Origin of the sequence: Pseudonocardia terrae (assembly GCF_021343995.1) — a bacterium.
Taxonomy (GTDB): Bacteria; Actinomycetota; Actinomycetes; order Mycobacteriales; family Pseudonocardiaceae; genus Pseudonocardia; species Pseudonocardia terrae.
The window spans coordinates 15,850-34,819 of record NZ_JAJTTE010000066.1; the positions used below are offsets into that span (position 1 = coordinate 15,850).

Here is an 18,970-nt window from a genome sequence, read left to right on the forward strand (position 1 = left end):
CGTGCCGGCGGTCGACGTCGTGCGCGTGCTCACCTTCGCGTGCGTCATCGCGGTGCACACGCTGTCGACGACCCTGCCGCTCGACGACCCGAGGGCCGACGCGGTCGCCATGCTGCTGCACTTCACCCGCGAGGCCTTCTTCGTCCTCACGGCCTTCGTGCTGATGCACACCCACGGCGGCCGCCCGCTGCGCCCCGTGGCGTTCTGGCGGCGCCGGCTGCGGCTCGTCGGCGTTCCCTACGTCGTGTGGACGGTGCTCTACACCGCGCTGCAGCAGGTTCCGACGCCGCTGCCCGCACCGGCGCTGGCCCGCACGCTCGCGATCAACCTGGGCACGGGCGTCGGCTGGTACCACCTGTACTTCCTGCTCGTCTCGATGCAGTTCTACCTGCTGTTCCCGCTGTTCCGGCGGCTGCTCGAGGCCACTCGTCGGCATCACCTCGCACTGCTGTTCGGCGCACTCCTGCTGCAGCTGCTCGTCGACCGGTGGAGCGACGCCCCCGCCCCGACCGGTGCGCGGGCCGCCCTGCTGCCCTACCTCGGCTCGTTCGTCGGCTCGTACGTGTTCTTGCTGGTCCTCGGCGGCGTGGCCGCGATGCACCGCGAGGCCGTACTGGCCGCCGTCCGCGGCCACCCGGCGCTCGTCGCCGTCGCCCTGCTGGTGACCGGCGCGGCCGCCGAGGGCCGGTACCTCCTCGCCGTGCACGGCGGCACGGACCCGATCCCGGCCGGCACCGTCCTGCAGCCCGTCATGGTCCCCTGGGTGGTCGCCGTCGTGGCCGCGTTCGCCCTGCTCGGCCTGTGGTGGAGCCGGGACGGGCGCAGTCCCGGCTGGATCACGTGGGCCTCCGAGCGGTCGTTCGGCGTGTTCCTCGTGCACCCGGTGTTCCTGTGGCTGCAGACGGCGAGCTGGGCGCTGCTCACCGGGAGGCCGAACCCCTAGTCCGCGTTGCCGCAACCGTTGCCGGTCGTGGCGGTCTACGTCGTCGCCGTGGCGGCCTCGCTGGCCGCCGTGACGGCCCTCCGCCGCACCCCGCTGCGACTGTCCCTGACCGGGAAGCCGAGAGACAGGACACGATCATGATCGACACACGTCTCGACCTCCCCGCCCGCCACCCACGTCGAGGTGTCGAACGGCACGATCCCCATGGGCAACGCCGAGAAGGCGCGCTGGATCAGCCGGCTCGCCGAGGACTTCACGGTGGTCTCGGAGGTCGGCTTCAAGGACCAGGGCCGCTCGGCGGACATGACGCCGGCCGAGTGGATCGAGGCGATCCGGTCCGACTTCGCCGCGGGCGCCGCGATCGTGACCACCGAGGCGCGCGAGAGCGGGCGGAGCGGACTGTGCACGTCCGACGGCCGGCCCCGTCACGACGTGCTCGACGACGTGCTCGCCACCGGCGTCGACGTCGACCGGATGCTCTTCGAGGCGCCGACCAAGGAGCTGCAGGTCTGGTTCCTCCAGCGGCTGGGAACGGCGGCGAACCTGGGCAACGTCGCGGCCGCCGACGTCATCGGGCTCGAGACGCTGCGGCTCGGTCTGCGCTCGGACACGCTGCGGACGGGACGGTAGGGCGATGCGGACCACCGACGACGTCTTCCATCTCGCCGTTCCCGTCGACGACCTCGACGCGGCGCAGGAGTTCTACGTCACCGGGCTGGGGTGCAAACTGGCCCGCCGCTACGCCGACCGGATCACCTTCGACTTCGTCGGCGACCAGTTGGTGTGCCACCTGTCCGACGAGATCGACCCCGACCCCACCCTCTACCCCCGGCACTTCGGCGTCACCTTCCGGCACCGCGGGGACTGGGACCGGCTCGTCGCCCTCGCCCGCACACGGAAACTGGCGTTCTTCGTCGAGCCCTTCCAGCGGTTCGAGGGTCTGGTCGAGGAGCTGCCTCGCCCACGTTCTCCCGCTCGGCACGCTGAGCCCGCGGGGCTCACGCAGGCGTACGCATGCCGACGGAGCCCGCCGAACGGGTGGATCTGCCCGTCCGGAGCACATTCGTTGCGTCAGAGCAAAGAATGCGGGGTAACGGAGGGACAGGGGATCGTCCGGCCATGAGGAGGGCAGACGTGCCGAACACCGCCATCGGGAGCGCGCTTCCCACCTTCCTGCCGCACCGGGAGGGTTGAGATGGGGCTGCTACGCCGACCTCTGTTGCGTCGGTCTCGGGCCGACGTGCTCGACGTCGCCACCGACATCGCGCACGGCAGGTTCGCCCGGTCGATGTCGGCGTTGACCGCGGTATCCGCCGTCGTCACGGGGGCCGAGGTGTACCTTGAGCACTACAAGGGCAGCTTCGGCAACAAGTGGATGTGGAGCCCGGTGGTGCTCACGCCTCCGCTCGTGGCGTCCGGGATCGGCGGGGCGTTCTCCCGCCGGTGGGCGCACACGGCGCTGCCGGTGACGGCCGGGCTCTACGTCGCCAACGGGTTGCTGGGCGAGTACTTCCACGCCCGCGGCGTGGCCCGCAAGCCGGGTGGCTGGAAGCTGTGGTCCTACAACCTGCCGATGGGGCCGCCGATCTCCGCGCCGGGGCTCATGTCCATGGTCGGCGGGATGGGTCTGCTCGCGTCGCTGCTGCGCCGGGAGGGCCACGAGTGAGCCGACGGCCCGACATCGCCGGGGGCGAGCACCTGCCGAAGCTGCGCCCCGGTCAAGAACCGCCGCCGCCGTCGTGGCTGCCCCGCCAGCGACGCGGCACCACCCCCCAGATGATCGGCCGCTACCCGGACTACGACGTGTTCGACGCGATCGACACCTGGGACGAGGCCACGAAGAAGGCGGTGCTCGCCCGCCTGGAGCCCCCGGGACCGTTGCGCTTCTTCACCGCGGAGGAGGAGCCGACGCTCCGCGCGTTCTGCGACGTGGCGACGGCCCAGGACGACGAGCCCCGGGTGCCGGTGGCGGAGATGGTCGACGCCAAGATGGCCGACGCCAAGCTCGACGGTTACCGCTACGCGGACATGCCGCGCGACCCCGAGACGTGGCGCCGGGTGCTGGCGGGCCTGGACCACACCGCGCGGACTGCCTACCGCGTCCCGTTCGCGCAGGCCACCGAGGAGCAGCGGGAGAACATCGTCCGGGAGTTCGCCGCCGGGCGCCTGGTGGGTGGGCCCTGGGACGACCTGAACGTCACGCGGGCCTGGTCGGTCGTCATGCGTGGGGTGCTCTCGGAGTTCTACTCCCACCCCTGGTCGTGGAACGAGATCGGGTTCGGCGGCCCGGCCTACCCCCGCGGGTTCCTTCGGCTGGGCGGCCCGGGTCGGGAGGGCCCGGCCGTGCGGGAACCGTTCGAGCGACCCGGCGCGGTGGACGTCGACCCGGTGCGGAAGGACGCGTAGATGGGGACGTTCTGGCGCGGCGTGCTCAAGGGCGCCGTCGGGCCGCGGGACAACGACTCGCGGTACCTGCTGGACGTGCACCGGCGCGACCTGCCCGGCGAGGCGACGATGCGGCGCTACGCCGACGACGACGAGGTCGACCTCGTCGTGGTCGGCGCCGGCGCCGGCGGCTCGGTGCTCGCCCAGCGGCTGGCCCGCAAGGGCTGGCGCGTGGTGATATTGGAGGCCGGCCCGTTCTGGCACCCGGACGAGGACTGGGTGTCCGACGAGGCGGGCAGCCACGCGCTGTACTGGACCCAGGAGCGGGTGATCGGCGGCGACGACCCGATCCAGCTGGGCAAGAACAACTCCGGCCGCGGTGTCGGGGGGTCGATGGTCCACTACGCCGGCTACACCCCGCGGTTCCACCCCAGCGACTTCTCCACCTTCACCGACGACGGCGTGGGCGCGGACTGGCCGCTCGGCTACCACGACCTGCTGCCGCACTACGAGCAGGTCGAGCTGGAGTTGCCGGTCGCCGGGCAGGACTGGCCGTGGGGCCACCCGCACCGCTACCCGTTCTCCCCGCACCCGGTCACCGGGGCCGCGCTCCGGCTGACCGAGGGGGCCCACCGGTGCGGCATCGACATGCGCGTCGGCCCGGTGGGGATCGTCAACGGCACCTTCGGCAACCGGCCGCACTGCATCTACCGCGGCTACTGCCTGCAGGGCTGCAAGGTCAACGCCAAGGCCAGTCCCTACGTCACGCACCTGCCCGACGCGCTGGAGCACGGCGTGGAGGTCCGGGCGAACTGCATGGCGCTGCGGGTCGAGGTCGACGACGCGACCGGCGCCGCCCGCGGCGTGGTCTACGTGAGCAACGACGACGAGACGGCGGCCACCAGCAGCGACGACGCCGCCAACCCCCGGCGCCGGGGAACCGAGCGGCTGCAGCGGGCCAAGGTGGTCGCGGTGGCCGGCTACTCGATCGAGACGCCGCGGCTGCTGCTCGCCTCCACCAGCCGGCGGCATCCGCACGGGCTGGGCAACAACACCGACCAGGTCGGCCGCTACGTGATGGTGCAGGGCGCCACCCAGTCCGCCGGCCGCTGGCCCGACGAGCTGCGCATGTACAAGGCGCCCCCGCCGGAGATCTCCTCCGAGCAGTTCTACGAGACCGACCCCGACCGCGGCTTCGCCCGCGGGTTCTCCATCCAGACCGTCTCGCCGATGCCGATCGGCTGGGCCGAGCACGTGCTGGCCGACGGGCACTGGGGCCGGGCCCTGCGCGAGTACATGCGCGACTACAACCACTGGGCCACGATCGGCGTGCTCAACGAGCTGCTCCCGCACCCGGAGAACCGGATCACCCTCGCCGACGAGACCGACCCGTACGGGCAGCCGGTGGCGCGCATGGACTACACGCTCACCGACAACGACAAGGCCAACATGGCCTACTCCAGCACGGTCATCACGAAGATCCTCGAGGCCGCGGAGGCCCAGGACATCCTCACCATCCAGCGCTTCGCGCACCTCATCGGCGGCGCCCGCATGGGCAGCGACCCCGACGAGAGCGTCGTCGACGCCGACCACCGGATCTGGAACGTGCCCAACGTCGTGCTGGCCGACGGGTCGGTGTGCCCCACCCAGGGCTCCGCCAACCCCGCCCTGACGATCATGGCACTCGCCTCGCGACTGGCCGAACGAATGGCGCACGCGTAGGCGGGCCTTCTCCTCCAGGATGCGCCTGGCCTGCGTCGCGGGTGGGAGCGGTCGTCTCCATCGCTGGGAGGATCCGACGGACACCACACCAACGCGCCGAGCGTGTGGAGGCGTCGATACGTAGTTCATGCCGCGCCAGCACGGGTGAACCGTCTGCCGATCATGGACGGGTGCGTGGACCGTGGGCATGCAGCCCTCGTGCGCGCGAGTCCCCTCTCCGAGCGCGAGGGCTGCCCACTCTTCACCGCCTCGGGGCGCGACCAGTACCGGGGTGGGCGGGGACGACCAGCGCACGACAGGACAAGGCGAGCGCCGACGCACCACCGGCCAGAGTTCCCACGACCTGTCAGCCCGATCGCCGCTGCTTGACGACCGGGCTCCGGCAGGCCCGCCCCCTCGCCCGGGCCCCCCGACGAAGACCTGCCGAAGCGGATCTCGCAGACCGCAAATCGACTCGATCAAGCTTGCTGCTACAACTACTCACCCGGTCAGCGTTCGGACACTCGGACGTTTCCCGCGCGTCCGTGTCAACCGCAGTGCGGGAATGTGGTTCCGGCCACCCGAGGGGCGAAGTCGGCGGAGCCGGTGGTGCCGTCGTCGTTCTGCCATGTGAAGCGGGCCAGGAACGGCTCGACGAGGGTCATGGTGCCGCTCACCCACCTTCCAGCCCGGCTGCGCGGCGACGTCCGGCAGGCCGCCGGCCCCGGTCTGCGGGGTGGAGTTCCCGCCGGGCTGCGGGGCCTGACCGTTCGGGCCGGGCTCCACCGGCCCCGTCCACGTCGGCGGCGGCGGGTCCACGGTCATGTCGCGCGTGGTGGGTGGCGCGGTCGCGGTGGTGGTAACAGCGGCGGGCAGGACGACGGGGGCGCCAGTCGCCGTGGGGGCCGCTGGTTGGCCTGCACCGGTGTCCACGTAGAGCGTGGTCGAGGGAGGCTCTGCGTCACCACCGCAGCCCGCGAGGACGACGCCGGCGATCGCGAGTACCAGCGCGGCGCCGAGGCTTCCGGACGCGACAGGTCCGCCGGGAGAGAAGACCAGTATCCGCATGTACCGAACGTAGTGCTCGTATCACGCATACGAGTCAATCGAGCCGCGAGCGGGCACGGTCGTGCGCCAGGCGTGATCGTGGTCCGTCCTCGCGCCCGCTCTCCCCCTGAAGGCGCGCCGTGGCCTCGCACTACATCCGCGGCCGGTCGTCGATGACTCTCAGTCGACCGGGTTTGCCCGGGAGAACCGGACCTCCTCGATGTCCAGCCGAGCCTGGACCTGGCGCAGCACGATGTCGTCGATGCGCTGCTCGTCGCGCAACTCCAGGAGCGCCTCGCGCTTGCGGGCGATGAGGGCGAGCCAGAGGCCGGCGTACTGGTCGTCGTGCTGGATCACCTGGTCGGCTTCGGCGCCGTCGGCCGCCAGCACCTTCCGCCGCTTCTCGATCTCGGTGCGCACCCGCGTCACGACACGCTCGTCGGTGCCCAGCTCGGCCGCGGTGACATCGATCGAGCCGATCGCCGCGTCGGTGGTGAAGACCTCGGCGAAGCGCCGCTCCTCCTCGACGGAGTTGTCGGCCGGGAGCCGGGCGAACCGGACCACGCGCGGCAGCAGCGGCGCCTGCAGCAGGGTCAGCACGATCACTCCGGAGGTGATCACGACGATGAGGTCACGGTCGGGGAAGGGCGCACCGGAGTCCAGGGTCTGCGGCACAGCGAGCACCGCGGCGAGCGAGACGGCACCGCGGAACCCGGCCACGGCGCTGACCGAGCGCTGCCGGGCCCCGATCCGGCGTAGCCGCTGCGCAGGCCGCCGGTCGAGCGCGCGGATGATGTACGGCGTGGTGTAGAGCCACGCACAGCGCACCCCGATCACCACCGCGGTGACCAGCAGGACGTCGACCAGCGCGCGGACAGGCGAGACGCTGGAGAGACCGAGGACCGCGGTGTGGGCCTGGAGACCGACGAGCACGAACAACGCGCTGCTGAGCACCGTCGTCGTGACCGTCCAGAACGGGACGGAGGTCTGCCGGGTGACCGCGCTGGTGATGCGCGAGGTCACCTGGCTGATGAACAGCCCGCACACGACGACCGCCAGCACGCCGGAGGCGTGGACCGACTCGGCCAGCAGGAAGGCCGCGAAGGGCGTCACCAGCATCGCGATGTTCTCCAGCATCGGATCGTCCATCCGGCGCCGCAGCTGCCAGCTCACCAGCCCCGCCAGCGCGCCGGCGAGCACGCCTCCGCCGTAGGCCAGGACCAGCAGGCCGGTCACGTGCAGCGGCGTCAGGTACTCCTCGCCGACGGTGACCCCGACCGCGAGTCCGTAGATCACCAGCGCCGTGCCGTCGTTGACCAGGCTCTCCGCGCGCAGCACGGTCACGGTCCGGCGGGGCAGCCTCCGGGCCAGGACCCCGACCGCGGTCGCATCCGTCGGCGCGAGCGCGGCACCGAGCACCCACGCGGGTCCCCACGCCAGGCCGATCGCGTGGGCCACGGCCGCCACCGCCGCGGCGGTGGCGAAGACCAGCACGGTGCTGGTCAGGACCACGACCCGCAGGTTGTTGCGGATCTCCCGGAGCGAGGTGGTCAGGCTCTCCCAGTACAGCAGCACCGGTAGGAACACCAGGAGCACGACCTCCGGCGGCAGTTGGGCCTCCCGCAGGTGTGGCGCGAAACCGATGAGCACACCCACGAGCACCAGCAGGATCGCCGGCGCGATCGGGTAGCGGCGCGCCAGCGCACCGCACACGACCAGGGCGACGCCGAGGACGACCGCCATCTCCAGTCCCAGCACGCACACATCGTGACGGGCGATCCTCGTTCCGCGAAGAACGTTTCCGAACGACCGACGCCGAGAAGTCGCGGTGGTCCCCGGCAAGCCCCAGTGCCCCGCGCTGCGGTTGACGGTCGCCTGCTACTCGCCGGCCTGGACGACGGCGTCTTCCGGCGAAGGTCAGGCCGGGATCGAGTCGAAGCGGCCTTTGAGAGCTGCGCGCAACTCCTGGGTGGGTGTCCCGGCTGCGAGGCCACCTCCGAGCTCGGCGAAGAAGCCTTCCAGGCCGGCGGGCGTGACGAGGATCAGCGCGCGGGCGTCGGCGCTCGCGGTGAAGCCGTGGCGGGTACCGCGGGGGACGTACACCCAGCTGCCGGGCGCCACCTCGACCTCCTCCGCGCCGATGGTGAAGGTGAACAGGCCCTCGAGCACCTGGATGCACTCCTCGCGCTCGCGGTGGATGTGCGGAGGCGGGCAGGCGACGTTACCGCGAAAGTCGATCAGCTCGAAGGCGCCGCCGGTCTGGGCGCCGCTCAGCGCCACGCGTCCGATCAGGGGGAGCTCCCGGCCCTCCTCCGGACCCACGACAAGGGCCTGCGTGGGCCGCATCTGCTGCTCGGTCATCGGAGTCCTTTCCGGATGGGTGGTGACACCGAACTGCTATCCTGTCGTTTGAGTGCCATCGTGGCACTCATGTGACACTAACGCGAAGAGGGAACGAGGTCAACGGCGATGGGTCGGGACAGCCAGAAACGCCGGACGCGCAAGGCGCTCGTCGAGGCGGCGGGCCGACTGATCGCCGAGGGGCGGCGCCCGTCGGTCGCTGAGGTCGCCGACGCCGCCGAGATTTCCCGGCGCACGGCCTATCGGTACTTTCCCAGCGCGGAGCAGCTGTCTGTCGAGGCCGCTCTGGAGACGACCCGGCAGAACATGGAACTGTCGATCGAGGCAGGCCCGGTCGACGAGCCGGTGGCCGACCGGGTCGCCCGCCTCGTCGACGCTCTCTCGCGAATGACCCTGGAGAATGAGGCGCTGTTGCGCCAGATGATTCGCTTCACCATCGACCGCGACCCGATCGAGCCGGGGGTCCCACCGCGACCGAGCCGGCGGCTGGAGTACGTCGAACGCGCGCTGACCCCGCTGCAGGGGACACTCGACCAGGACGAGCTCGACCGGTTGACCCACGCCCTCGCCGTCGTCATCGGCATCGAGTCGACGATCGTCCTGCGCGACATCTGCGGCCTCGACTCCGCAGAGATCCTCCGCGTCCAGCAATGGGCAGCCGGGACGCTGGTCGCGGCGGTGGGCAGCAGCGCACCGCCGGACTGACCCACAGCGCGCGAGGGCGTACCCGACGCGATCCGCCCGTCCTAGCTCGGCTAGGTGTAGCGACCCACCACGTTGTCGAGGTCGGCACGGCGTGGCGGCTTGATCGAGGGGAAGGGCCTCCGGGCGGAGTGGGTGTCAAGGCTGGGCGGGTCGGAAGACCGCCCCTCGCGCCCGCGCACCAGCCCCACCCGCACCGCGGCCGCCGTGGAGGAGCAGATCCTCGAGCTACGCGCCACCACCCGCCGCGGTCCGGTGTTCCTGGCCGGCCAGCTCGGGCTGGTCGCCTCGACCGTCGGGCGGGTGCTGCGCCGCCACAACGTGGCGCCGTTGACCACCGACCCGATCACCAGCGAGCCGGTGCGGCGGCGCCACTCCGGGATCCGCTACGAACGCCGCGCCCCGCCGGCCTGCTGCACAGCCGCTGCCGCACCTCGCCGGCAACAGGATCCGGATCGTCGAGCACAGTGCGCCGTCGCCCGCCGCGGTCGGGATCTGCTTGTACGGACTAGACCTGCCGCCGCCCGCCCGCCGGAACCCACTGACAAGGCTGGTGTACCCCTGGTCCTCGATCCCGATGTCGTCTTGCCGCCTCAGTTCGGCCGCGCCGACGCACCGCTGCCGGTCAGGTGATGGGTGAGCCTCCGGTGACCCCCAGGACCTCCGAGGTCATGTAGCTCGACTCCTGGGAGGCGAGGAACACGTAGAACGGGGCCAGCTCGGCGGGCTGCGCGGCCCGGCCCATGGGCGCCTGCGCGCCGAACGAGTCGAGCTTCTTCTCGTCCATCGTGGCCGGGATCAGCGGCGTCCAGACCGGCCCCGGCGCCACGGCGTTGGCCCGGATCCCGCGGTCGGTGAGGTTGTGCCCCAGGCCCTTGACGAAGTTCACGATCGCCGCCTTCGAGGTGGCGTAGTCGAGCAGGTGCGGGGAGGGCTGGAAGGCCTGCACCGACGTCGTCGCGATCACCGAGGACCCGGGGGCCATGTGCGGCACGGCAGCCTTGGTGAGCCAGAACAACGCGTAGACGTTGGTCTTCATCACCCGGTCGAACTGCTCGGTGGTGATGTCGTCGATGCCGCCGTCCTGCGACATCTGATAGGCGGCGTTGCTCACCAGCACGTCGATCCCGCCGAGCTCGGCCACCGCCCGTTCCACGACCTCCCGGCAGTTCTGCTCCTCGCGCAGGTCGGTCGCCATCGTGACCACCGTGCGGCCCGCCTCGCGCACCCAGCGGGCGGTCTCCTCGGCGTCGTCCTTCTCCTCCTCGAGGTAGGTGAGCAGCACGTCGGCGCCCTCGCGCGCGAACGCGATGGCGACGGCGCGCCCGATCCCGGAGTCGCCGCCGGTGATCACCGCCTTCTTCCCCTCGAGACGTCCGGTCCCGCGGTAGGTCTCCTCGCCGTGGTCGGGCCGCACGTCCATGTCGGCCGTGCGCCCCGGCCAGTCGATGGTCCGATCGCCGCTGCCCGGAGCGGCGTGCTGCTCGGTCGGGTCCTGCTGGGTGAACTGGTCCTTGCCCATTCGCGCCTCCCGCGGCATGTCGGTTCGGCGGGGGCGTTCCCCTCTCCCGCACGGCCAATCGCCCGGACGCTCACCCGCGGGCTGGGACCCCTGCGTCGGGTCGAGGCCGGTGTCCGGACCCGGGCCTGGCATCCGCCCCCGTGACCGCGCAGGAGACGTCCCGGTACACACGTCCCGCCGCCCAGCGGCGGCACAACGCCGTCGACGGGTTCGGCATTGCTCCGGCGAGCTGCGGGTCGGGCTACCGGTCCTTGTTCGCCGCGGTGTGATCAGGCAGGTCCGCTGCCTCGGCGTCGTCCTCGGTGGCGATGGTGGCGGCCCAGCTGGCGAGCAGCCGCAGCGCGTCCTCGGAGGGGGAGCCGGGTTCGGCGGTGTAGGCGGTCAGGGTGAGCCCGGGGTCGGCGGGCAGCGCCATGCCCTCGTAGGTGAGCTCGAGGCGGCCGACCACGGGGTGGTGGAACTTCTTGGTGCCGGTGTTGTGCAGGCGCACGTCGTGGCCGGCCCACAGGGTGCGGAACTCGGGGCTGCGGGTGGCGAGCTCGCCGACGAGGTCGGTCAGGTCGCGGTCGTGGGGGTCGCGGCCGGCCTCGGTGTGCAGCAGGGCGACGGAGGTGTGGGCGGCGTCGTCCCAGTCGGGGTAGAAGTCGCGCGCACGCGGGTCGAGGAAGTTGAATCGGGCCAGGTTCGCCGGACGGGCCGGGGCGTCGAACACGGGTGAGTAGAGCGCGCGGCCGAGAGCATTGATCGCCAGCAGGTCCAGGCGACCGTTGCGGACGAACGCCGCCGTGGTGGTCATCGAGTCCACGATGCGGGCGACGCTGGGGCGCAGCTGCGCCTTGCCACGGCGTCGCTGCTGTCCGGGACGGGCGGGTCTGGCCGCGCGGGCGAGATCGAACAGGTGGGCGCGCTCGGCCTCGTCGAGCTGCAGGGCGCGGGCGACGGCGTCGAGGACGTCGTCGGAGACGCCGCTGATGTGGCCCTTCTCCAGGCGGACGTACCAGTCGGTGCTGACCCCGGCCAGCACGGCGACCTCTTCGCGGCGCAGCCCCGGGACGCGGCGCGTGCCGCCGCCGGCGGGCAGCCCGACCTGTTCGGGGGTGACCTTGGCCCGCCTGCTGACCAGGAACTCGCGAATCTCGGCCCGGTTGTCCACGGACTCGACGCTACGGCGCGCCGCGCGGGGAAGGGGGGTGGAGCTTGTTCCCCCTGTAGGTCCGCCCTCCCACACCCGCCTGCACGAGCGTTGCCTCGGTGAGGCCCGAGCTGAACCGCGACATCGCCGACCGATGTCGTCGAGAACGACCGATCTCGGGACCGACCCGGAAGTCAGGAGCGCCCCACCGCCATGCTCGTCCCCGACGGAAGCACCACGCCTCAGCGGCGCGCTGTGGAAGCAGACCCTGCCCACGCCGCGCTCGACGGCCGGCCGCGTCCGGCTGCGGCACTGGCTGCGGCGCTGCTGGGTTTCTTCGTGATCACCCTCGACGCGGTGATCGTGAACGTGGCGCTGCCCTCGATCCGCGCGGATCTGGGCGGTGGAGTCAGCGGGCTGCAATGGGTGGTCGACGGCTACACCCTGGTGTTCGCCGCGCTGCTGCTCTCGGCCGGATCGCTGAGCGACCGGATCGGCGCGGGCCGCGCCTTCGGTCTCGGTCTGGTGGTGTTCGTGCTGGCCTCGACGGCCTGCGGGCTGGCGCCGAGCCTGGGTGCGCTCGTCGTGTCGCGGCTGGTGCAGGGCTCGGCGGCGGCGGTGATGATGCCCTCGGCGATGGCGCTGCTGCGCGAGGCCTTCCCCGAGCCCGGGCCGCGGGCCCGGGCGTTGGCGATCTGGGCGATGGGCGGGGCCGTGGCCTCCTCGGCCGGCCCGGTGCTCGGCGGGCTACTCGACGCCGTGGACTGGCGGTTGATCTTCCTGGTCAACCTGCCGGCCGGGGCGGTCGCGCTGGTGCTACTCGCCCGCACCCCCCGCTCACCCCGGCGCCCGGCCGCCTTCGACCGGCTCGGTCAGCTCAGCGTCGTGCTGGCGATGGGCGGGCTGACCTACGGGGCTATCGAGGCGGGTGCGGTGGGGTTCGCAGCTCCGCAGGTGTCGGTCGCCTTCGCTGTCGCCGTCGCGGCTGCGGCGGTGTTCGTGGTCGTGCAGCGTCGGGGGGCGCATCCGATGGTGCCCGCCGAGCTGTTCCGGTCCCACCCTGTCGTGCTCAGCGTGCTGATCGGGTTCGCGTTCATGATCGGCTACTACGGGTTGCCGTTCGTGTTCAGCCTCTACCTGCAGCAGGCCCGTGGCCTGTCGTCGCTGGCCACCGGGGTGGTGTTCCTGCCGATGATGCTCATCGGGCTGGTGCTGACCCCGTTCACCGCCCGGCTCGGCGAGCGCTTCGGTCGGCCCGTGCTCATCGGCACCGGCCTGGCGGCGATGGCGGCCGGATCGCTCGCGCTGGCCCTGATGCCGGCCACCGCCCCGCCCTGGGCGCTCGGACTGCTGCTGATCCTCGTCGGGATCGGTGGTCCGCTGGTCATGCCCCCGACCATGGCGGTCCTGCTCGACCACACCCCACCCCACCGCGCCGGCACCGCCGGCGGAGTGTTCAACACCAGCCGCCAGCTCGGCGGGGCCCTGGCCGTCGCCGTGTTCGGGGGCCTGCTCGCCGACCCGGACACCCTCGTGGCCGGCGTCCGTACGAGCCTGCTGATCACCGCCGGGATCGCGGCCGTCACCGCCGCCGGGGCCCGGCTGCTCCGCTCGCGCCCCATCCCGTCGACTCCGGTGAAGGAGACCTCATGAGCTCCGCGCCGCCGGTGTGGAGCGCGACCGTCACCTTCGCCCCCGCCGACACCACCCCGGCGGTCGCCGTCGACCAGGCCTACCGGGCCAAGTACGGCCGCTACGCCGGCAGCTACCTCGAGCCCATGCTCACCGACCAGGCCGCCGCGGCGACCCTGCGGCTCGCGCCGCAGGACTGAACACGAACCCACCGGGAAGGAACGAGCACCATGGCACACACAGCACAGGCGAGAGACCAGGGCGAGCCGTCCGGGGCGCAGAAGGCGTTCGGCGACTTCGCGCCGGAGCTGGTCCGCTTGACCGACGACGTGCTGTTCGGGCAGGTCTGGCCGCGCCCCGAGCTCACGCCCAAGGAGCGCAGCCTGATCACCGTGGCCAGCCTGCTCACCAGCGGCAGCACCGAACAGCTGGTCTTCCACCTCGGCCTCGCCCGCGACAACGGCGCCACCGAGACCGAACTGATCGAGGCCATCACCCACCTGGCCTTCTACGCCGGCTGGCCCAAGGCCATGTCCGCCATGGCCGTGGCCAAGCGAATCTTCCAGAACGACTGATCCCCGAACTCGAGGAGAAGACACATCATGCGAGGAGCAGTGCTCCACTCCCCCGGCGACGTCCGCGTCGAGGACCGCCCGGACCCGACGATCGAACAGCCCACCGACGCGATCATCCGCCTCGCCGCCACCTGCGTGTGCGGCTCGGACCTGTGGCCCTACCGCGGCATCGAGCCGGTCGACGGGCCCTCCCCCATGGGCCACGAGTACGTCGGCGTCGTCGAGGAGGTCGGCAGCGACGTCCGCACGATCACGCCCGGGCAGTTCGTCGTCGGCTCGTTCTTCGCCTCCGACAACACCTGCGAGATCTGCCGGGCCGGCTACCAGACCTCCTGCATCCACCGCCAGCCCGGCGCCCCCACCGGCGCCCAGGCCCAGTACGCCCGCATCGCGCTGGCCGACGGGACGCTCGTCGCCACGCCCGGGCAGCCCGACGCCGACCTGGTCCCGGGCCTGCTGGCCGCGTCGGACGTGCTCGGCACCGGCTGGTTCGGCGCGGTGGCGGCCGAGGTCGGGCCGGGCAAGACCGTGGCCGTGGTCGGCGACGGCGCGGTCGGGCTGCTCGCCGTGCTCGCGGCCAGACAGCTCGGGGCCGAGCGCATCATCGCCATGAGCCGCCACGAGCCCCGGCAGAAGCTCGCGCGCGAGTTCGGCGCCACCGACATCGTCACCGAACGCGGCAACGACGGCGTGGCCCGGATCAAGGAGCTCACCGACGGGCTCGGCGCGCACTCGGTGATCGAGGCCGTCGGCACCCAGGAGTCGATGATGCAGGCCATCCGCTCCACCCGCCCCGGCGGTCACGTCGGATACGTCGGGGTTTCCCACGACGTCGCGCTGCCCGGCCAGGAGCTGTTCTTCTCCCACGTCCACCTGCACGGCGGCCCCGCCCCGGTGCGCCGCTTCCTGCCCGAGCTGATCGACCTCGTCTGCGGCCGCACCATCGACCCCGGCAAGGTCTTCGACCTCGAACTACCCCTCGAGGAGGCCGCCGAGGGCTACCGGGCCATGGACGAACGCCGGGCCGTCAAGACCCTGCTGCGACCCTGAAGGAGCGCGAGATGGAACTGAGAACCGTCAATCCGGCGGCCAAGGGGCCGGCTGAGAACTTCAGCGGCGACGTCTACGTCACCCCGATCTACAACGGCCGGGAACCGTCCCGCATGACGGTCGCCCTCGTCCGGTTCACCCCCGGCGCCCGCACCAACTGGCACCGCCACGCCGTCGGCCAGACCCTCCACGTCACCGAAGGCGTCGGCCTGGTCGGCACCCGCGACGGCCATGTCCTGCGCATCCACGCCGGGGAGACCGTCGTCTGCCCACCGGACGAGGAGCACTGGCACGGCGCTGCCGTCGACACCTTCATGAGCCACCTCGCCATGCTGGAGAACCTCCCCGGCGGGGAAGACCCCACCACGTGGCTCGAGCCACTCCCCGACGAGCAGTACAGGAAGGCCGACGAGCAGTAACCGGAGAGCGACCCGCCCACGATGACGTGGCGGGTGGCCGGAAGCCCGGATCCGGAGCAGGAGCGGCAGCCCAGCCCACCCCCGTTCGACCAGCTCCGCACGACGACGTGCGCAGAAGGGGACCACGCAGGCAGCGCACCGCTCCGTGTCACCTGGGCTGACGAGATCGAACATGTGATCGGACCGGGTCGGCGTCCGGCTGCGGGGCTATGGCGAGGGCGCCACGCCCTCGGCGGGCCGCGCGGCAGGGTTGTCGCCAGGTGCTGGGTGCCGGATGCGGACGTGCACCTCCTGGATGGCGTTGTTGCCGTAGCCGAGGCGGTTCCACTGCGGCTGCTCGGGTTGGGTGTGGCGCGCCCGGTCGCTCGCCCGGGCCCGGATCACGGTGATCCCCGGCGTGTCGCAGCGGGTGATCCGTTGCCACCACCGCCAGCCGTGCAGGCCATCGACGTCGGTCCCTCGGCGCATCTTGAGACCGCCTTCTTCCCGGCCAATTCCCAGGTCGCGGCGGACGGCCCGCCGGAGCCAGAGCGTCTCGCGTCCCTCCGTGAGGTCCACAGACGAGACCCGGATCGCGCACAGTTCGTCGCGCCGCACGACCGTCGTCATCGCCGTCCAGACCATCGCGCCCCAGTCCGGGTCGTACCAGGCCTCGTTGATGATTCGCGCTGCCTGCTCGGCCGTCGGCGGCTGCGGGTCCGGCTTCGGGGCGGCCGGCGGCTCGGCCCAGGTAGTGGGGACGTACTCAGTACTGATGATGACGGACAGCCCCGAGGGTGGTGCGCAAGCGGTCCACGAGCGCGGAGGTGGCGCCGTCGGCGGGCTCGGCGGCGGCGAGCAACTCCATTGCCTCGTCGACCCCCTTGCGCAGCGAGTCCCGCTCGGCGGCGCGTTCGGCCAGCTCGGTGTGCAGGCGATAGAGGTCGACGAACACGGACACCTTCGACCGCAGCACCCACGGGTCGAAGGGTTTGGTGATGTAGTCCACCGCTCCCGCCTGGTAGCCGCGGAAGGCCAGATGAGGGTCGTAGCTCGCCGCGGTGAGGAACAGGATCGGGATGTGGCGGGTCCGCTCGCGCTGCTTGACGTGCTTGGCGGTCTCGAAGCCGTCCATTCCAGGCATGTTGGCGTCGAGGAGGATCACTGCGAAGTCCTGAACGAGCAGTTGCTTGAGCGCGTCCTCGCCACTGGTGACCGGCACGATCTCAATGGGCAGCCCCTCCAGGATCGCCTGCAACGCGAGCAGGTTCTCCCGTCGGTCGTCGACCGCGAGGACCCGGACCGGCACCGTCATGCCTGTTCCGTTCCCTTCCCGTTACCGCTGACCCAGGACGCCATGATCGCGAGTAGCTCGTCGAGGTCGACGGGCTTGGTGACGTAGTCGGTGGCGCCTGCGGCCAGGCTGGACTCCCGGTCCCCGGGCATCGCCTTCGCCGTCAGGAACACGACGGGGAGGTCTCGGCCCTGCGGAAGTGCTCGGATCCGGCGGGTGGTCGCGTTGCCGTCGAGGTCGGGCATCATCGCGTCCATCAACACGATCCGGACCTCGGGGTGCTCAGTGAGCAGGGCGATGCCGTCCAGCCCGTTGTCGGCGTAGAGGACCTCGAGACCATGCAGCTCCAGCGCGCTGGTGAGGGCGAAGACATTGCGCACGTCGTCGTCGACGATGAGCACCGTGGTTCCAGCAAGCTCCGGCCTCGGGCGCGTCGTGGCCGCCGGTCTGGTCCGCAAGAGGATGGACCCGCCGCGGTCGACGATCTCCGCCGGCGGCTCGGTCGAGCCCCGTTGCGGGACGCGTGCCGCGGCCGGGGCGCCCGCCGGGAACTCCTCCGGCAGCAGCAGGGTGAACACCGACCCCGCGCCGGGCTCGGAGGACACCTCGATCTTGCCGCCCAGGAGCCGAGCCAGCTCCTTGGAGATCGACAGCCCCAGACCGGTGCCGCCGTACTTGCGGCTGGTGGTGCCGTCCGCCTGCTGGAAGGCCTCGAAGATCATCGCCAGCTTGTCGTCAGGGATCCCGATCCCGGTGTCGCTGACCGCGAAGGTGATCACCGAGCGGGCACCCTCGAGCGAGGGCACCCCGTAGAGGGTGCCGGACGGTGCGACGTCGACGTGCAGCGTGACGCCGCCGGCGTCGGTGAACTTCACGGCGTTGGCGAGGAGGTTACGCAAAATCTGCTGGAGCCGGTGGGCGTCGGTGATGATCGAGTCCGGCAGCTCCGCCGCCGCTTCGACGCGCAGCTCGAGACCCTTTTCCTCGGCCTGCATGCCGAACGCCTGCTCGACGTAAGCGCACATCTCCGCGAGCTGCACCGAGGCCGGCTCGACGTCCACCCGGCCGGCCTCGATCTTGGACAGGTCGAGGATGTCCTCGATGAGGTGCAGCAGTTCCGACGCGGACGAGTGGATCGTGCTGGCGAACTCGATCTGCTTGGGGGTCAGGTTCGCGTCCTGGTTGTCGGCGAGCAGCCGCGACAGCAACAGCAGCGAGTTCAGCGGGGTGCGCAGCTCGTGGCTCATGTTCGCCAGGAACTCCGACTTGTACTGGCTGGCCAGCGCGAGCTGCTGGGCCTTCTCCTCGACGCCGCGTCGCGCCGCGTCGATCTCCAGGTTCTTGATCTCGATGTTGCGGTTCTGCTCGGACAGCTGCAGGGCCTTCTCCTCCAGCTCGGCGTTGGTGCGCTGCAGCTCGGCCGACTGGTCCTGCAGCTCCGTGGTCAGCCGCTGGGACTGGGCGAGCAGCTCCTCGGTGCGTCGACCGGCCTGGATCGTCGCGATGGCCACGCCGATCGTGGTGACCAACCGCTCCAGGAAGGTCAGGTGCAGCGCCGAGAACGGCGTGGTCGCTCCGAGCTCGATCACGCCCAACGACTCGCCTTCGAACAGGACGGGCAGGACGACCAGCGCCCGCGGCTCGGCGGCTCCGGTGCCGGACCGCACGGGCAGGTAGCCGGGTGGAACGTCGGTGACCACGATGCTCTGCTTGCTCAGTGCGGCCTGGCCGACCAGGCCCTCTCCGGAGCGGAACTCCAGCGGCGGATCCTCGGTCGGAACCGTGTAGCCGCCGCACATCCTCCAGCGGGGTGCGGCCGTGGCCTCCGCGAGGTCACCGGCAGCGGCGGCCAAGAAGAACGTGCCGACCTGTGCCCCGACGAGCGGGGCGACCTCGTCCATGATCATCTGACAGACCTCGCCCAAGTCGCGCTGGCCTTGCAACAGGCCCCCGACGCGGGCGAGGTTGGAGTCCAACCATCCCTGTTCGGCGTTCTCCGCGGTGGTCGCGCGCAGCGCCGCGATCATCTGGTTGATGTTGTCCTTGAGCTCGGCGACCTCGCCGAGCGCGGCGACCTGGATCTGCTGGGTGAGGTCGCCACGGGCCACCGCGGTCGACACCGCGGAGATCGCCCGCAGCTGGGTGGTGAGCGTGCCGGCCAGCTGATTGACGTTCTCGGTCAGGTCCCGCCAGGTGCCCGACACCCCGCGCACCTGCGCCTGTCCGCC

At 71.5% G+C, this 18,970-nt stretch carries 21 protein-coding genes; 13 read left to right on the top strand and 8 right to left on the bottom strand.

The features are described from left to right. The first annotated feature begins 1 nt into the window (after position 1). The 6 genes from LWC33_RS30095 (at position 2) to LWC33_RS30120 (ending at position 5,050) form a co-directional block, all read left to right on the top strand. A complete protein-coding gene (locus LWC33_RS30095) occupies positions 2 to 943 on the top strand; it encodes an acyltransferase family protein (RefSeq protein WP_233308062.1) in 942 nt (313 codons plus the stop codon). Positions 944 to 1,126: 183 nt separating this feature from the next. Next, positions 1,127 to 1,573, top strand: coding sequence for a phosphosulfolactate synthase (locus tag LWC33_RS30100; RefSeq protein ID WP_233308063.1), 447 nt, complete (start codon positions 1,127 to 1,129; stop codon positions 1,571 to 1,573). Positions 1,574 to 1,577: 4 nt separating this feature from the next. Continuing rightward, on the top strand, positions 1,578 to 2,066 hold the full coding sequence (locus tag LWC33_RS30105; protein WP_233308064.1) for a VOC family protein: 489 nt from the start codon (positions 1,578 to 1,580) through the stop codon (positions 2,064 to 2,066). A 96-nt stretch (positions 2,067 to 2,162) separates the two neighbouring features. Next, positions 2,163 to 2,609 carry a hypothetical protein gene (locus LWC33_RS30110; protein ID WP_233308065.1) on the top strand — a complete coding sequence of 149 codons (447 nt, stop codon included), beginning with the start codon at positions 2,163 to 2,165 and terminating at the stop codon, positions 2,607 to 2,609. Then, positions 2,606 to 3,349, top strand: a complete 744-nt coding sequence (locus LWC33_RS30115) for a gluconate 2-dehydrogenase subunit 3 family protein (protein WP_233308066.1) — start codon at positions 2,606 to 2,608, stop codon at positions 3,347 to 3,349. The genes LWC33_RS30110 and LWC33_RS30115 overlap by 4 nt, the downstream gene beginning before the upstream one ends. Continuing rightward, positions 3,350 to 5,050, top strand: coding sequence for a GMC family oxidoreductase (locus tag LWC33_RS30120; protein ID WP_233308067.1), 1,701 nt, complete (start codon positions 3,350 to 3,352; stop codon positions 5,048 to 5,050). Between the two features lie 527 nt (positions 5,051 to 5,577). On the opposite strand, the gene LWC33_RS35525 is transcribed toward LWC33_RS30120, so the two are convergent. The 3 genes from LWC33_RS35525 to LWC33_RS30130 form a co-directional block, all read right to left on the bottom strand. Next, positions 5,578 to 5,706, bottom strand: coding sequence for a hypothetical protein (locus tag LWC33_RS35525; RefSeq protein ID WP_255693488.1), 129 nt, complete (start codon positions 5,704 to 5,706; stop codon positions 5,578 to 5,580). Between the two features lie 550 nt (positions 5,707 to 6,256). Then, positions 6,257 to 7,834, bottom strand: a complete 1,578-nt coding sequence (locus tag LWC33_RS30125) for a Na+/H+ antiporter (RefSeq protein ID WP_233308068.1) — start codon at positions 7,832 to 7,834, stop codon at positions 6,257 to 6,259. 159 nt (positions 7,835 to 7,993) lie between these two features. Then, entirely contained in the window at positions 7,994 to 8,437 is a 444-nt protein-coding gene (locus LWC33_RS30130) for a cupin domain-containing protein (protein WP_233308069.1), read from the bottom strand. Positions 8,438 to 8,545: 108 nt separating this feature from the next. Between LWC33_RS30130 and LWC33_RS30135 the strand changes: the two genes are divergently transcribed. Next, on the top strand, positions 8,546 to 9,142 hold the full coding sequence (locus tag LWC33_RS30135; RefSeq protein ID WP_233308070.1) for a TetR/AcrR family transcriptional regulator: 597 nt from the start codon (positions 8,546 to 8,548) through the stop codon (positions 9,140 to 9,142). A gap of 204 nt (positions 9,143 to 9,346) precedes the next feature. Further along, entirely contained in the window at positions 9,347 to 9,772 is a 426-nt protein-coding gene (locus LWC33_RS30140; RefSeq protein ID WP_233308071.1) for a hypothetical protein, read from the top strand. Here LWC33_RS30140 and LWC33_RS30145 read toward each other — a convergent pair. Both LWC33_RS30145 and LWC33_RS30150 read right to left on the bottom strand, forming a co-directional pair. Continuing rightward, positions 9,765 to 10,661, bottom strand: a complete 897-nt coding sequence (locus tag LWC33_RS30145) for an SDR family oxidoreductase (protein WP_233308072.1) — start codon at positions 10,659 to 10,661, stop codon at positions 9,765 to 9,767. The genes LWC33_RS30140 and LWC33_RS30145 overlap by 8 nt on opposite strands. A 241-nt stretch (positions 10,662 to 10,902) precedes the next feature. After that, positions 10,903 to 11,814: a helix-turn-helix transcriptional regulator gene (locus LWC33_RS30150; RefSeq protein ID WP_233308073.1), complete on the bottom strand. Its 912-nt coding sequence runs from the start codon at positions 11,812 to 11,814 to the stop codon at positions 10,903 to 10,905. 192 nt (positions 11,815 to 12,006) lie between these two features. Here LWC33_RS30150 and LWC33_RS30155 point away from each other — a divergent pair, with 192 nt between their 5' ends. The 5 genes from LWC33_RS30155 to LWC33_RS30175 are packed head-to-tail and all read left to right on the top strand — an operon-like array spanning position 12,007 to position 15,469. Beyond that, positions 12,007 to 13,446 carry an MFS transporter gene (locus LWC33_RS30155; RefSeq protein ID WP_233308074.1) on the top strand — a complete coding sequence of 480 codons (1,440 nt, stop codon included), beginning with the start codon at positions 12,007 to 12,009 and terminating at the stop codon, positions 13,444 to 13,446. Continuing rightward, entirely contained in the window at positions 13,443 to 13,625 is a 183-nt protein-coding gene (locus tag LWC33_RS30160) for a DUF2255 family protein (protein ID WP_233308075.1), read from the top strand. The genes LWC33_RS30155 and LWC33_RS30160 overlap by 4 nt, the downstream gene beginning before the upstream one ends. A gap of 30 nt (positions 13,626 to 13,655) precedes the next feature. Next, entirely contained in the window at positions 13,656 to 14,000 is a 345-nt protein-coding gene (locus LWC33_RS30165; protein ID WP_233308076.1) for a carboxymuconolactone decarboxylase family protein, read from the top strand. Between the two features lie 27 nt (positions 14,001 to 14,027). Then, the gene (locus tag LWC33_RS30170; RefSeq protein ID WP_233308077.1) at positions 14,028 to 15,050 is read left to right on the top strand and encodes a zinc-dependent alcohol dehydrogenase family protein; all 1,023 of its coding nucleotides are present in this window, start codon (positions 14,028 to 14,030) and stop codon (positions 15,048 to 15,050) included. Between the two features lie 11 nt (positions 15,051 to 15,061). Further along, a complete protein-coding gene (locus LWC33_RS30175; protein WP_233308078.1) occupies positions 15,062 to 15,469 on the top strand; it encodes a (R)-mandelonitrile lyase in 408 nt (135 codons plus the stop codon). Between the two features lie 207 nt (positions 15,470 to 15,676). On the opposite strand, the gene LWC33_RS30180 is transcribed toward LWC33_RS30175, so the two are convergent. From LWC33_RS30180 to LWC33_RS30190, 3 genes are all read right to left on the bottom strand, one after another. After that, positions 15,677 to 16,078, bottom strand: a complete 402-nt coding sequence (locus tag LWC33_RS30180) for a hypothetical protein (RefSeq protein ID WP_233308079.1) — start codon at positions 16,076 to 16,078, stop codon at positions 15,677 to 15,679. Between the two features lie 136 nt (positions 16,079 to 16,214). Beyond that, positions 16,215 to 16,763 (bottom strand): response regulator, encoded by a 549-nt coding sequence (locus LWC33_RS30185; RefSeq protein WP_233308080.1) that lies wholly within the window; start codon positions 16,761 to 16,763, stop codon positions 16,215 to 16,217. Continuing rightward, positions 16,760 to 18,970: ATP-binding protein (locus tag LWC33_RS30190; RefSeq protein WP_233308081.1), on the bottom strand; the 2,211-nt coding region annotated here is incomplete at its 5' end. The genes LWC33_RS30185 and LWC33_RS30190, both read right to left, overlap by 4 nt.